General features: G+C 44.4%; 11 protein-coding genes. 4 read left to right on the top strand and 7 right to left on the bottom strand.

Annotated elements, in window-relative coordinates:
• Window positions 1-100: 100 nt before the first annotated feature.
• Together AWH66_RS23505 and AWH66_RS23500 are read left to right on the top strand one after the other, a co-directional pair.
• Window positions 101-1,102 carry a LacI family DNA-binding transcriptional regulator gene (locus AWH66_RS23505; protein WP_063603210.1) on the top strand — a complete coding sequence of 334 codons (1,002 nt, stop codon included), beginning with the start codon at window positions 101-103 and terminating at the stop codon, window positions 1,100-1,102.
• A gap of 131 nt (window positions 1,103-1,233) precedes the next feature.
• Complete coding sequence (locus AWH66_RS23500) at window positions 1,234-1,824, top strand: alpha-ketoglutarate-dependent dioxygenase AlkB family protein (RefSeq protein WP_063603211.1); 591 nt, start codon at window positions 1,234-1,236, stop codon at window positions 1,822-1,824.
• A gap of 56 nt (window positions 1,825-1,880) precedes the next feature.
• Here the strand turns inward: AWH66_RS23500 and AWH66_RS23495 are convergent, their stop codons facing one another.
• The 3 genes from AWH66_RS23495 to AWH66_RS23485 form a co-directional block, all read right to left on the bottom strand.
• Window positions 1,881-3,521 (bottom strand): diaminopimelate decarboxylase family protein, encoded by a 1,641-nt coding sequence (locus tag AWH66_RS23495; protein WP_063603212.1) that lies wholly within the window; start codon window positions 3,519-3,521, stop codon window positions 1,881-1,883.
• A gap of 386 nt (window positions 3,522-3,907) precedes the next feature.
• Window positions 3,908-5,644 (bottom strand): gamma-glutamyltransferase, encoded by a 1,737-nt coding sequence (gene ggt / locus AWH66_RS23490; protein WP_063603213.1) that lies wholly within the window; start codon window positions 5,642-5,644, stop codon window positions 3,908-3,910.
• Between the two features lie 148 nt (window positions 5,645-5,792).
• Window positions 5,793-6,569 carry a sulfite exporter TauE/SafE family protein gene (locus tag AWH66_RS23485; protein ID WP_063603214.1) on the bottom strand — a complete coding sequence of 259 codons (777 nt, stop codon included), beginning with the start codon at window positions 6,567-6,569 and terminating at the stop codon, window positions 5,793-5,795.
• 197 nt (window positions 6,570-6,766) lie between these two features.
• Between AWH66_RS23485 and AWH66_RS23480 the strand changes: the two genes are divergently transcribed.
• Complete coding sequence (locus AWH66_RS23480) at window positions 6,767-7,285, top strand: DUF2058 domain-containing protein (protein ID WP_063603215.1); 519 nt, start codon at window positions 6,767-6,769, stop codon at window positions 7,283-7,285.
• 304 nt (window positions 7,286-7,589) lie between these two features.
• Entirely contained in the window at window positions 7,590-9,242 is a 1,653-nt protein-coding gene (locus AWH66_RS23475; RefSeq protein WP_063603711.1) for an SgrR family transcriptional regulator, read from the top strand.
• Window positions 9,243-9,274: 32 nt separating this feature from the next.
• On the opposite strand, the gene AWH66_RS23470 is transcribed toward AWH66_RS23475, so the two are convergent.
• From AWH66_RS23470 to AWH66_RS23455, 4 genes are all read right to left on the bottom strand, one after another.
• Window positions 9,275-9,508, bottom strand: coding sequence for a hypothetical protein (locus tag AWH66_RS23470; RefSeq protein ID WP_063603216.1), 234 nt, complete (start codon window positions 9,506-9,508; stop codon window positions 9,275-9,277).
• 144 nt (window positions 9,509-9,652) lie between these two features.
• Window positions 9,653-10,579, bottom strand: a complete 927-nt coding sequence (speB, locus tag AWH66_RS23465; protein WP_063603217.1) for an agmatinase — start codon at window positions 10,577-10,579, stop codon at window positions 9,653-9,655.
• Window positions 10,580-12,490 (bottom strand): biosynthetic arginine decarboxylase, encoded by a 1,911-nt coding sequence (speA, locus tag AWH66_RS23460; protein WP_063603218.1) that lies wholly within the window; start codon window positions 12,488-12,490, stop codon window positions 10,580-10,582.
• Between the two features lie 240 nt (window positions 12,491-12,730).
• Complete coding sequence (locus AWH66_RS23455) at window positions 12,731-14,515, bottom strand: sigma-54-dependent Fis family transcriptional regulator (protein ID WP_063603219.1); 1,785 nt, start codon at window positions 14,513-14,515, stop codon at window positions 12,731-12,733.
• Between the last annotated feature and the right edge of the window lie 143 nt (window positions 14,516-14,658).

Genomic DNA, 14,658 nt, shown 5'->3' with positions numbered 1-14,658 from the left:
GACGATAAATGACAGTTGATTAGGTTAATCGATTAACCTTGTTTTAATCAGAAAAGAAAGTCGCTATAACTGGTGCTAATTTCATTTACTGGAGTTCAACATGGCCAAAGCAACCATTGCGGACGTGGCTAAGCATTGCGGTGTTTCCACCGCGACTGTGTCCATGGTATTGACTAACAAAGGACGAATCTCGGCGACTACTCGTGAGCGGGTTTTAGAGGCGGTTAAGGAGCTTGGTTATGTTTACAATCAAGCAGCGGCTAACTTGCGACATAAGCGCAGTAATCTAGTCGGGCTCGTCACACCTGATATTACCAACCCTTTTTTCTCTGAAATGATCGCAGGACTTAGCCATTATCTTGAAGAGCAAGATTCGCTACTGTTTCTCGCTAATGCTGAAGAGAGCGTTGAGCGTCAAAGCAAGTTCATTGATTCATTGTTGAGCCAGAACGCTGGTGGTGTAGTAATGTGTCCTGCGATGGAAACTAATTTGGACTTTTTGGAGACAGTACAAAGTCGTGGTTTCCCAATAGTGCTAGCTGTTCGACCTATTGGAGAAGATCAATTTGATTTCGTTGGTACCAATAACTTCATGGGCTTACAGTTAGCAACGGAGCACCTTATCAAAAAAGGTCACAAACACATTGCGTTCGTTGGTGGACTAGAGATCTCGAAGACGCGATCCCATCGTCTCGGGGGTTATATGTCAAAGTTGATGGAACATGGGATTCCGTTCAATGAACGATACATTCGAAGTTGCTCAGCGAGTCGTTCTGAGGGTGCTAAGGTCACGAGGGAGTTACTGGAGCAGCATCCTGAAATTACCGCTATTATTGGCTACCAAGACATTGTTGCTTTTGGCGTAATGCGAGCCATTAAAGATCTCGGTAAAACTGTGGGCAAAGACATCGCGGTTGTGGGTTTTGATGATGTAGCAGAATCCGCAGATACCAATCCAGCGCTGACTTCCATTTCTGTCTCAGCGAGAGAAATTGGCCGAGCGGCGGGAGAGATCATTCTGTCTCGCATGGAGGGCGACAAACAGCCATACAAAAGCGTGGTGTTCCCGCCCAAGTTGGTGGTGAGAAGCTCATGTGGCTAACGATAGAGTAACTTAGACTTATTAGAACACTACTTAATTGAACGAGAAATGATATGTCGAACATTGGAAAAACTCGGTCTCTTCGATAAAGTATTGATTCCTGCAGATGGATAAATCATCGGGTTTTAGTTATGGAATTAGCACGAGGAAGTTGGACTGAAATACCGGGCGGTAAACTGCTGTGGATTCCTGATTTTATTGACGTGTTCGAATCATTAGAGTGGTTTCGTCTGTTAAACAGCGAGCTGCAATGGCGTGAAGATAAGATCATGATGTTTGGTAAATGGGTGACGATACCAAGGTTGCAAGCATGGTATGGTGACGCGAGTTATCAATACTCCAATTTAACTTTGGATCCTCTACCTTGGACACCGCATCTCGAAGACTTAAGACGGCGATGTGAGTTGGCTTCTGAAGCACCGTTTAATTCGGTTTTAGCTAATCTATATCGAACAGGACAAGACTCGAATGGTTGGCATAGCGATAACGAACCAGAACTTGGCAACTGTCCAGTGATCGCATCGTTGAGCTTTGGTGGCACGCGCCGATTTGCGCTTAAACATCGAGAAACCAAGCAGAAGATAACGCTAGATTTACCCAGTGGAAGTCTATTAGTGATGGCTGGTGATACACAGCACCATTGGTTACATACGGTACCGAAAACAGCCCGCCATGTTGAACCGAGGATTAATCTCACGTTTAGGCATATCTACTCCAAATAAGCTTAAGGCAAAAAAGCTCCTGCCAGTGGCGAGGAGCTTTTTTGTTCTACGTTACTCTATATTTTGTCGGCGCTTCGACGAGACACTCTGCGAGCCGCAGGCTTTTTGGCAGCGGGCTTTTTAGCAGCTGTTTTGGCTGTTGGCTTCTTCGTCGCAGCTTTACGTGCTGGCTTTTTCACTGGTGTTCTGGCTTTTTCGAGTTCCGCTTTTGCTTTGATAAAACGTTCTGGAAGTATCTGAGTTGCAAACACATCTTCTACGGTTTCTGCACGCTTGATTAGTTCAGATTGACCATCCTTAACCAGTACTGTAGCCGGGCGCGGTAACGAGTTGAATTGGCTGGCCTGAGACTCAGCGTAGTGGCCTACATCCATAATCGCCAGTACATCTTTTGGTTGCAGTTCAGGCATGGTGGCACCACTTTCCCAGATTGAAGGGATGCAGATTGGACCTGCAATCTCAGTGGTTTTTGCTACCACTGGTTGTGTCATTTTATTTGCGGGGAGGACAGGGTTTTTAGACTCCTGAGATTCCACCAAGGTCGCTAGGTAAGTAGACGCATCCACCATAGTGTAGGTGTAGTCCATTTCTTGATCGTCTTTAACGACATAAACTGACGTGAGAAGCGTACCTATGTTGCCTGCAATATAGCGGCCCGGTTCTAACCACAACTGAGGGATGTCAAAACCAGCACGGTTGAATTCGTCCAACATGCCCGAGCAAACCACTTTTGCGTAGTCTTCAATGGTATTGGCGTTCATCATGTGCTCTTTGCTACGACATTCAGGCTCACGTTCACGTGGCCAACCGCCGCCAAGATCGACTTGGAATGGTTGAACATCACAAGCACGAGAAATTTCAATCACATCTTTCGCGTATTGGCGATACAACGCATCCCAGCCTGCTGGATCTTTAGAGAAACGACCTAGGTGAGTGTGGAAGCCGTAGAATTCAAATATATCGATCTCTTTTACGCGGTTAACGATTTTCTTCGCTTCTTCACGCAACAAACCAAACTTGATCCACTTCATTGCACCTTTGAAGTCAGGGAATGGGTAGGCATCTGGTGTGAAGTTGTCGAAGAAGTCGTCCGGTAGAACCTTGAGACGAACAGCAATTCTTACTTTGTCCTCAGGTTTTACTTCACGGGCGATACGTTCAACTATTTCGATTTCTTCATAAGAGTCTAGGTGAATGGCATAGCCGTACTCAATCGCTTTGCGAATTGCTAGCTCAGGCTTCACGGTGCCGTTGAGAGCGATCGTTTCTGGATCTGCTCCAGCAATATGAGTCGCTTCTACTTCACCTGGACCAAAGCAATCGCCGCCAACACCTTCTTCATTACAAATTGCACGTACCGCGAAGTTAGTATTCGACTTGATTGCGAACATAACGTTGACGGGTTTCGGCCAGTAATTCCCAAACGCTGCTTTAACACGACGCAGGTTACCACGCAGTGTATCTTCACTCAGCACAAATAGCGGGCTGCCGTATTGTTCAATAAGATCGTTTGCTTTGCAGCCTCCAATTAACAGATCATCGCCTTTAGTTGTGAGTGAGTCTGTGGGAGTGAGAATATTCTCAAGGCGCTCGGCGTAGTTCATGGTTGCTTTGTGTTCTTTAAGCAACTGCTTTTGCTCTGCTAGTACCATGCCGAGATGGTTCACGGTTTCTTCTAAACGATCTTGATATTTCATGTCTGGCCTCTGTTAAAGGTAAAGTCTTGATTCATTTAACTAAGGCTTAGATTAACCAGTGGTCAAAACAGCATCATGTCACTCAGTGTCAATAAAGCTTACTCTGAAGTCACGCTACTTAATTTGAGAAGAGGGAGAAACGGCACTGAGGAGCTAAAAGTAGTGGGACTGTAGAAAGTACCGCTGATGGATATTTCTTATTCAGTATCGTTGGAAGTAAAGATTCGAGTTAACCTTCTTTTTTGAATCCTGAGGCAGTTCTTATAGTTTCTATCAATTTAGTTCATTTATTGTGTATGAAGGTTTAACTAAGTTATAAAACAAGAGCCTCAGTATAGCCATGAGGCTCTGTCTTTTAAGTGAATGAAACTATGTCAAAGAGAAGTTTAATCACCTAACGAAGTCGAGGCTCGGCGACGATCAGTGGCACCATGTAACTCTCCATCTTTAATTTCAATTGCGTTGAGCCCACTTACCACAGGGATAACGTGAACTTTGTAGCCCATATCGGCAAACTCTGGCACCATAGATTCTGCAAATGTGCGCTTTTCGACCAATAGACCTGTAGGGTTATATGGCTTGGTACGGTCGATTTTCGTTCCGTACTGAATATTGGGCAGATCGATGGCATCTTGCGCGGGTAGACCCCAATCAACAATACCAACGATGGTTTTTAGCACATACCCCGGAATCTGAGAACTACCCGGACTGCCAACCACCAAACGCAACTGGCCTTTGTCATCCATCATCATTAGTGGCGTTATGGCAGAACGTGGTCGCTTACCTGGTTCGATAGAGTTTTGAACTGGCTTACCCTTGATACTCGGAATTGAAGAGAAGTTTGCCATCTGAGCATTAAGTAAAACGCCATCGACCATAACGCCGGAGCCCATTCCCGTTCCGACGGTACTCGTCATGGCTACCGCGTTACCTTGTGCATCGACGATAGAAATATGTCCAGTGTCTTGGCTTTCAAAACCCTCGTGATTGGCAGGTGTCTTAGCTGAAGGCAATCCCGGTTTTATCGATTTCTTATTACCTGCCCCTTGCTCAGGAATGAGCTCATAACGATCATCGATATAGTCTTCCGCAAGCAATTCTTTGACGGGCGTATCAACGTAGCTAGGATCGCCTGCGTACGCTATACGATCTTCCTTAGCGAGTCTCATCGCTTCTACCATTAGTCTCCAAGGTTCGGCACTGGTGTACGTCATGTTGGAGATATCATACTTCTCGAGCATATCAAGTGACTGAGAAACAAGAACACCGCCGGAAGCAGGGTAACCAAATGAGACGATTTGATTGCCTCGGTAATTTGAGCGGACGATATCGCGTTGCTTCATTCGATAATCGGTAAAATCCTTTAGAGTGAGTTTGGCTTGTCCATCTTTTAGCTGTGCGTTGACCGTCTCAACAATACGCTCTGCCAATGGCCCTTGATAGAGATAGCTATCCCCTTGTTGGGCGATCATTTTAAGTGTTTTCGCCATTTTAGGGTTGGTCATTTTGGTACCAGTTGGCCGAATCGTCTCTCCTTTCCAGTACAGCGCTTTTATCTCAGGGTCATTGACTAAACGTTCACTTTCACGCACGACAATGTCATAGGTATAGCTGTTCATGGCGTAGCCGTTTTCAGCATAATCTATAGCTGGCTGGACCAACTGTGCCCACTCTAACTTGCCATGTTTTTGATGTGTTTCGTAGAGGAGCTTAAGGGTCCCTGGTATTGCGACAGAGCGAGGCCCCAAAATATCGTTTCGGCTGATTGCCTTGCCGTTGTCATCGAGAAACATGTCGGGCGTTGCACTCGCCGGAGCGGCATCTCGTCCATCGTAGGCGGTAAAACTTTTGGTTTTATTGTCGTAATACAAGGCGAACGTACCACCGCCAATACCGGTCATGTCCGGCTCAACAACTGACATAACCATTTGCATGGCCACCATAGCATCAATAGCATTTCCACCTTGCTTGAGAACGGTGTAGCCAGTGCTTGTGACGTAAGGATTGGTAGCACTGACCATAAACTCTTTCCCAGTATCATTGGGAATGGTCGGGAAAGGGGTTGGCTGTGCAAAAGCCGCCGATGAAACAAGCGATAATAGAACCGCGTAGCGTACTGACATGAAGGCCTCGGTATTTTTGGATACATTTACTAATAAGGGTAGGAAGTATCAGTAACATATCCACAAACCTAGTTGATTACCGTCCGGTCATCACTTTGTCATTGATAGGTCAGAGGGTTATATAAGTTATGTCGGTTATTTCCATTGGTTATAGGTATGTGTCGTAGAAAAAGTAGCAGGTGATGGCAATAGAACTCAATGCAACAAAGCCACGAACGTAAGACTGGGGCACTTTTCGTGATAAATCAGCAGCAAAGTAACCGCCCGTTAATGTGCCCAGCATGACAGCAATACCTGATTGCCAATCAATCAATCCGTTGAAGATAAAAAGTACGATGGCAATAGCTGACACACAGGTAGAAATTAGCAGTTTGAGTCCGTTCATTAGATTGATATCGCGATAGCCTGCGACTGCTAAGTAACTCAGCCCGATAACCCCTAAGCCCGCATTGAAGAACCCGCCAAATACACCTACCCCTATTAGGAACAATGACAGCATTAGCGATATCAACAAGCCAAGCTTAGCGTGGCTACTGATCTTTTTGAGGTGATTATTGATGATGTCGCCAAATAAGAACAACAAGGTAGCGATCAAAAGAAGCCACGGCACCGCGGTAACGAACTGTTGCTCAGAGACTTGAATCAAAAGGAAACTACCTGTGATGCCGCCAAAAAGGCTTAGTACTATGATCTTGGCAAGGTTTGCTCTGTCTCTGACAATTTCACGTCTGAACGCGTAGGTGCCACTTATATAGCCGGCACATGCGGCGAATGTGTTGGTGGCATTGGCGGTTATTGGGGGGATACCAGCCAGAAGCAGGGCAGGGAAAGTAATAAAACTTCCTCCTCCTGCAATGGAGTTGAGAATGCCGCCGAGAATACCGGCAACAAATAAGGTGGCTAATTGAGTGATGTCGAGTAGCATAAAATCGTTAAATTTTTGTTATTTTCTAAGCACTAACATATAGCAATACTGCGTAAGTCTCAAAGTGTTTAAATGCCAACGTGATCTCTGATTTGATGTAGGGATTTTTTATTTTGAGATAGCAGCGTAGCACTTGCTCTCGCGCGCATTTCTTGGGAACATTAAGGCAATAGGTAAATTGATTCAGGTCTACTCCCATGTCGAAACTAAGCCTACAAGAACAGATGCTAAAAGCTGGCCTTGTAAACGAAAAAAAACTTAAGAAAGCCAAAAAAGGCTCTAAAAAATCTCGTGTTCAAGCGCGTGAAGCAAAAGCGGCTGTTGAAGAGAACAAAGCGGCACAAAAAGAAAGAGATCAAGCGTTAAACAAACAGCGTGATGAAGAGAAATTGAGCAAAGAGATTAAGGCTCAAGTTAAACAGTTAATTACGCTAAATACTATCGAACAGCGTGATGGTGATATTAAATACAATTTCACTGATGGCACTTTAGTTAAGTCTATCTATGTGACTCAAGAAACCAGAGACCAGCTCAGTAAAGGGATCCTTTCCATCGCGAGACAAGAAGACACTTATGCGGTTATTCCAAGCATCGTTGCTAAGAAGATCATGGAGCGTGATGCAGAAACTATCATTGAAAATGAATCGAAAGAGGAAGTCCTTGAAGAGGATGACCCTTATGCACAGTATGTGGTGCCTGATGATTTGATGTGGTAAATCGGTATTTTCTGAAAGCCTCGATGCTGGCAACAGTATCGAGGCTTTTTTCTAACTGCGAAATGTGAGTTAGTGTTCATGGTACGGGTTTCTCTACATTTGCCTACAGAACAAGAATGAGTTTTAGAAATACAAACAAAATGCTCAGGAGCTTAGGTTCGGTCACCTTGGCAACATGGTGGTAATCTTGGCGTTCGGCTCTTACAGTGCGTGTTGGATAATATACAGGATACATATTGACCTCCGAGATGGGTGTGTGGTTATTATGTAAACTAATTGACGAACAAAGAATGAAGAGATGATTATGGGAAGTTCACCTTTTTACTCGATAACGCAACTGAGAAGGCTACAACAGCTTAACCGACTGTATTCAGTTGGTACTACTCAATCTGTTACGGTAGGAGAGCTAGCGGAAAACTTGTCGTGTTCCGAACGTAATGTCAGCAAGTTGATGGGCACTTTGATGAATCGTGGGTGGCTGGATTGGAAAGCAGGTCGAGGGCGAGGTAATTTGTCTCAAGTTACATTACTTGTTGATTTTAAAGCAGTTACACTACAGCAGTTGAGAGCTTTAGTTGGTGTAGGACAGGTCCAAACAGCGTTTGAAATAGCGGAACATTTTGACTTCCAGATTGACTTTAAAGCCAACCTTTCTAATTGGTTACAAGATGCAGAAAGTGAGCTAAGAAAGCAAAATACGTTGATCTATGCGACGCCATTCCCACTTCCTGAATGGCGACCGATGCATGCTCGTTCGTCTCGTTCTATCATGCTACTTGAGGGCGTATTTGATACATTGTTAAGATTTGATACTGTCACCCAGCGTGTCATACCGCACCTTGCCCACCATTTTAGCTATCAAGATAATCAACTGAGCTTCCGATTAAGAAATGATGTCTATTTTCATGATAATCATCGATTAACGGCAGAGAAAGTGAAGGACAATCTGTTAATCAGGCATAACAGCGAGCACAGCTACAAAATACTATTCAGGCATTTAGAGAGCGTCACTATAGAGGGACAATGGGTTCACATAAAACTACGTCAACATGACCCTGTGTTTGTTCATCTTTTAGCGGACGTCCATTCCGGTATCTTTGATACCGAACAACCGACCTTTCCTAACGGAACGGGGCCTTACTCTGTTGGTATGTTTAAGTCTTTTCATTGGAGTTTAACTAAGAACCACAGATATTTCGCGCTTGGTGGTTTAATAGAGCAAGTCGAATTTTGGGAAACGGATTCCTCTCCCAAAGCGGCCCATTTTGAGGAACTACGGGACTTATCATCAAACAATGATGAAGATAGCCAAGTAGCCGAACAAGATGGGGGGCTAGTACTTCAGTTCATTCATCATAACAACATGTTATCGCCTGAAGAGCGACATTGGATCGTGAATCAGTTCAGAGCGGTTGAAATGAATATGTGTCAGGCAAACAGCATAATGCGATGTCATCAAAATGAAGGACTGTACTTCTTTACGACAACATCTGCATTACCTCGAAGACCTGTGGTTATTGAAGTCAGGCACGTACATCGCAACCTGCTTTTGAAAGTGCTAGAGCAGATAGATGTCGCGTCTGAATCTTGGGTCGTGGTAGATAAGGGCGATGCACACGATTATAGCGTCGATATCTATTTTGATTGCTATGTGTTTAGTGAGGATCAAGCATTTCAGTATTATGAATGGCTTTTAACATCAGATGTTTTCCTCAGGTGTCTATCGGTAGAAAATCAAAAAAACATGACCCGCTTTCTAGATGAATGGCTAGAAGAGAGCCAAACTAGCGACGACTTCTTATTAAAGATGCACAAAGCTGAAAACTGGCTTATCCAACAGTTCTACTATTGCCCATTATGGCGAGATGACATGATCTTCAAGACGTCACACAACTTATCGGGGGTTGAGATCAATGCTATGGGGGTACCGACACTGGCGAAAATGTGGTTGGATTAGTATCAGACTAGGTTGCGTGATGCTGCGCTGCCCTATTTCTTTTTCCCATGCCCTTTACCCGGATTGTTTTTTCCGTGGGAACTGCGATCTTTTTTATTTTTGAGGTGTTTTGAATCGCATTCTTCTGATTCAATCCGCACTCGGTCTGATTCGTAGCTGATGCAATCTTCACTGAGTTCTAGTTTATCTGTTTTAATGGAGATATCAGCGAATGAGGCAGATACAGGAACAAAAGTAGTTAATAAGATAATAAGTAGTTTGTGCATAGCGGTGCCTCGGCGTTGTATTTAGGATGAGGCGCAGTGTAGAGGTATTTAGCGGCTAGATTTACCATTTTGTGCCAAAAGTGGTGACAGAAAATAGAATGTAAAAAAACAGCAAGACTAAATGGCCTTGCTGTTTTCATGAGATTACTCTTGAGTCGGTCTACTCGCCCAAACATAAAGCAGCTCTAATGCTATGGTTGCACCAGCGAGAGCAGTCAATTCGCTTTGGTCGTAAGGAGGTGAGACTTCTACCACGTCCATCCCTACCACGTTGATACCAGCCAAAGCTCGGATGATCTTTAGCACTTTATCTGAATTTAGTCCGCCGCAAACAGGTGTTCCCGTTCCTGGCGCGAAAGCGGGATCCAAGCAGTCGATATCAAACGTGATATATACTGGTTTGTCACCGATAGTTTCACGGATCTGGCTAACAATTTCTTCAACACTCTGGTCATTCGCTTGCATTGCGTTGATGACTTTAAAACCATGGTCATCGTAATCATACTCAGTACGAATGCCTATTTGGATCGAATGCTTGGCTGAGATTAACCCTTCTTTTGGCGCATGGTAGAACATGGTACCGTGGTCGTAACTACTGCCATTAGCATAAGTGTCAGTATGTGCGTCGAAATGGATTAGCGCCATTTCTCCGTGATGTTTAGCGTACGCGCGTAAGATCGGCAGTGTGATGAAGTGATCACCACCCAATGCAAGCATAGTCTTACCACTCTTTAGAATTTCGCTAGTCGCTGCTTCTAAGCGATAGGTGAAATCTTCTGCGTCACCACAGTCGAAAACTAGGTCGCCAGAGTCGATAACTTTTGTTTTGTCGAATACGTTAAAATCCCAAGGAAACTTCTTTCCTTCCCACGCAAGATTGACTGATGCACGGCGAATGGCGTCTGGTCCTAGACGAGCGCCAGGGCGACCAGAGGTCGCCATGTCGAGTGGAACACCTAAAACAACCACATCTGCGTCAGCAGAAACTGGATTTTTCACGTATGGACGACGAACAAACGTCATCGCGTTTGAATACAGTGAATAATCAGTTTTAGTAAACAAATCATTCATTTAAAAATCCTCTAAATAGGTATAGCCTGTTAGGCCGTATTCTAATTCTTCTAAAATTAAGGCTTGTTCATCAGCTTCGATGTGTTTTTCAACAAGCTCTTTGTAATTGTTTTTGATCGCTTCTACGTCAATGTGCACGTAACGCATCATATCTTCAACGGTATCGCCAAGGTCGATAGCAGCAAACTCGAAATCACCATTATCAGTGACGTTAACTACCGCGCTGTGCGTATCGCCAAACAGGTTATGCATATCACCCAAGATCTCTTGGTATGCGCCTACTAGGAAAAAGCCCATCAAGTATGGTTGGTCTTTGTTCCAAGCTGGCACTGGTAGTGTTGACTCAATGCCTTGACCATCAACATATTGGTCAACTGCACCATCAGAGTCACATGTGATGTCTAGCATAACAGCACGAGTCTGCTCTTCACTTCCTAAACCAGATAGTGGCAACACTGGGAATACTTGTTCAATTCCCCAAGCGTCAGGAAGCGACTGGAACAGGGAGAAGTTCACGAAGAACTTGTCAGCCAAACGCTCGCTTAGTTCGTCAAGAATCGGTCTGTGGAAACGATTCTTGTTGTCCATTTGTTTATGCAACTCGCCATAAATGCTTAAGCTTAACTGCTCAACCCAAGCACGCTGATGCAAATCCACGACACCAGAAGTGAAGAGTGTTTGAGCTTCGCTCAGGTCACTTTGAGTATCGTTGTAAATCTCGATAAGTGCACGTGCATCGGTGCCCGCTCTTAGGTTTTGCCAGTTCTGCCACATATTTTGCAGCAGCAGCGGTGCGTCTTCGCTCGGTGCATCAACCGTTTCCACATTATAGCTTTCCGTACCTATTACATTGGTAATCAATACAGCGTGGTGTGCAGTGAGTGAGCGACCAGATTCTGAAATGATCACTGGCGCGCTTTCTTCATAAAGAGCACACACATCACCTACGGTACTTACGATGTTGCGAGCGTACTCCGCCAAGCCGTAGTTCATGGAACTGCTTGATTGGCTACGTGTACCATCGTAATCAACGGCTAGCCCGCCCCCAACGTCGAAGTAAGCAATAGGCACTGACATTTTGCGAAGCTCACAGTAGAAACGTGCAGCCTCGTTCACACCATTGCGTACATCACGGATGTTGGCCATCTGCGAACCTAGATGGAAGTGAACTAACTGAAGCATTTCTAGCTGGTCTTCAGCTTTCAATCTTTCAACGACTTGTAGTACTTGAGACGCTGACAAACCAAATTTCGACTTCTCACCGCCGCTTGCTTGCCACTTACCTGCACCTTGTGATGCTAGGCGAATACGTAAACCGACACGAGGTTTAACGTTTAGTGCTTTTGCTTCTTTAAGAACGATATCCAGCTCGGATAGCTTCTCAAGAACGATGAAAACTTTGTGGCCAAGCTTTTCGCCAATCAGTGCAAGACGCACATATTCTCTGTCTTTGTAGCCGTTACAAACAATCACAGAGCTTGCTCGTTGAGCCATAGCGAGCACTGCCATCAACTCCGGCTTACTGCCCGCTTCAAGACCGAGCTGCTTAGTTTCAGCTTCGGCTTGGCTAGCAAGAATTTGCTCTACGACGTCTTTTTGCTGGTTTACTTTAATAGGGTAAACCAATAGATATTCGTTGTTATATCCGTAATCATTGATCGCTTGGTTAAACGCGTCGCAGATACCATGAACTCGCTGATGGATGATTTGCGGAAAACGCACTAGAGCAGGCAAGGTTAACCCTTTTTCTTCAAGTGCTTGGGCAATACGAGTTAATGGAACATGGTGTTGACCGTCTTTACGAGGAGAAACAGTTACGTCGCCTTTGTCATTGATGCCAAAGAAATTTTGGCTCCAGTGTTGTACGTTGTAGTCGGCACGGATGCGGTCAAGTTTGGAAGTATTAGTCACGGCATGTCTCACTTATCATGCGCTCAGGCTGGTACTAATCTTTTTTCTTTTTCGAATTTTCGCTCGATTTGATGATTGGGAATTAGCGTTAACCTGAAAAATCAAACCTCGTGATGATCTTCCATGATGGTCACGAACTGCTTCTTGAGTGCCAATGTTGTGGAGCAGGGTACTCAAGAGTCGTGCGCATTAACGGATATATTGGAGTCATTGTCTAACAAAAGGTTTTTCTCGAAACGATTAAGAAATGTTATCCATACCGAGCTTCCTTAATTTTCGATAAATAGTGTTTCTACTCACGCCTAAAATTCGTGATGCTAAGCTTACGTTTCCCTTTGTTTCTTCGATAGTTTTCAATAGCTTATTATCAATTGTCGACTGTAGGTCGTCATCTTTATTTAGAGTGGCAGTGCGTGTAGTGGTGAGCTTACGTAGTATGTTTTCTGGAAGATCATTTAGGTTGATGATCGGACTGTCACATAGAGCGGCGATCAAACGGCAAGTAGAGTGAACTTCTCGAAGATTTCCCGGCCAATCGTACTTAAGCATGAGGTCAATAACATCATTGGATAGACGCTGTTTATTGGACTCCTGCGTAAACGTTGATTCAATGAGTTGCTGTGTGTCCTCTCTTTCACGAACACTTGGTAAGGTAATACTCAATCCCTCTAGTCGATACCATAAGTCTTCTCTGAATTCTCCATTGGTGACCATATCAGTTAGATTTTTGTGACTAGCAACGATGACGTAGACATCGACAGGATAGCTGCGATTGGCTCCAATGGGCGCAACAATTTTCTCTTGCAGTACATGCAGAAGGCGCGATTGAGCGTTAAGAGGTAGGTCTGCAATTTCGTCGAGAAATAAAATGCCGCCATTCGCTTGCCTGAATCTACCTTCGAATCCTTTATGGTGAGCACCTGTAAAAGCTCCCGGAGCATAACCAAATAACTCGGACTCAATAAGGTCTTTTGGTAGCGCTCCACAGTTGATAGCGACAAGAGGTCTTTTGGCAAGTGAGCTTTGTTTATGCAAGGCTTTTACGAATTCATTTTTCCCGGTTCCCGTTTCTCCTGAAATTACCAAACCTATACGTTTTGACATGACTTTAGTGGCTTGTTGCCAAGCTTTTTCAACCCGACTATCTCCTTGGTGTAATGGGCAGTTTGAAGGCTCGGTTTCTGATTGGTTCTTGGGGAGATGAAGCAGGGGTTTAACAGACTCAACCTGATAGTAAAACTGATCCGTTTTACGGATACGATCAAGTGCCAATGAGCCAATGACTGACTCAATGGGATCGCCTGGTTTGAGTTGGTTAGCCAGTACACTGGAGGCAATAGCATTTTGAGCCAGCACTTGCCCATTTTTATCGGTGACAACGATTCCTTGCCAACCACTATTAAGCACGGAACTATCATGACCAAGGCGTATTTTTAATGCCGCATCGGGAATGAAGTTGAGTAGTTCACTCTCTATGTTTTGAACCATGTTTTGAATAAGTACTCGAGTGGCGTCGTTATGGGTTTGATACTCACTAGTCACATCCAATATCGCGATGAGGTCTCCTGTGGGCGAAAAGATAGGGCTAGCAGTACAACTAATGAAATGATGATGCCTAATAAAGTGTTCTCCACCTATGACTGATACTGGGCGTTTTTCTACCAATGCAGTTCCTATGGCGTTTGTACCTTTCAGCCCTTCATCCCAAAGCACTCCTTGATCTAGAGCTATCTCCGTCAGTTTTTCGCGAAATCGTTTTTGTCCCCATGTCTTTACTATTGCCCCATTGATATCCGCTAAGATAAGTCTGCTATCCGTACGAGAAAATATCTGACAAAAAAGTGGGTACGCATGTTTCTCAATGACGTTTATCAGAGTTTGGTGTCTATCAATTCGTTCGGTAACTTCGACGTTGCTAAGTCGATGATCTTCGGGTAAATGGCGGCTACTTAAACCGGCTTGAATACTGCGCTTCCAAGAGTCCTTGATCCACGCTTTTTCATTAGTTGTATGGCTAATTAACATGAGTGTTCCATTTTGTAGCAGTTCACTGTGACATCATGCTCTAAATTGGTACAGGTGCCCGTTGAGCATCTACAACTGTTGAGATAATTAACTAAAGCTAAAACTATTATTAATCATTAATTTACACAATGATAACATTTCTT

Origin of the sequence: Vibrio barjaei (assembly GCF_001639065.2) — a bacterium.
In the GTDB taxonomy this organism is placed as follows: domain Bacteria; phylum Pseudomonadota; class Gammaproteobacteria; order Enterobacterales; family Vibrionaceae; genus Vibrio; species Vibrio barjaei.
The sequence above is the reverse complement of the archived record's forward strand: the minus strand, read 5'-3'. Positions and strand labels throughout refer to the sequence as shown.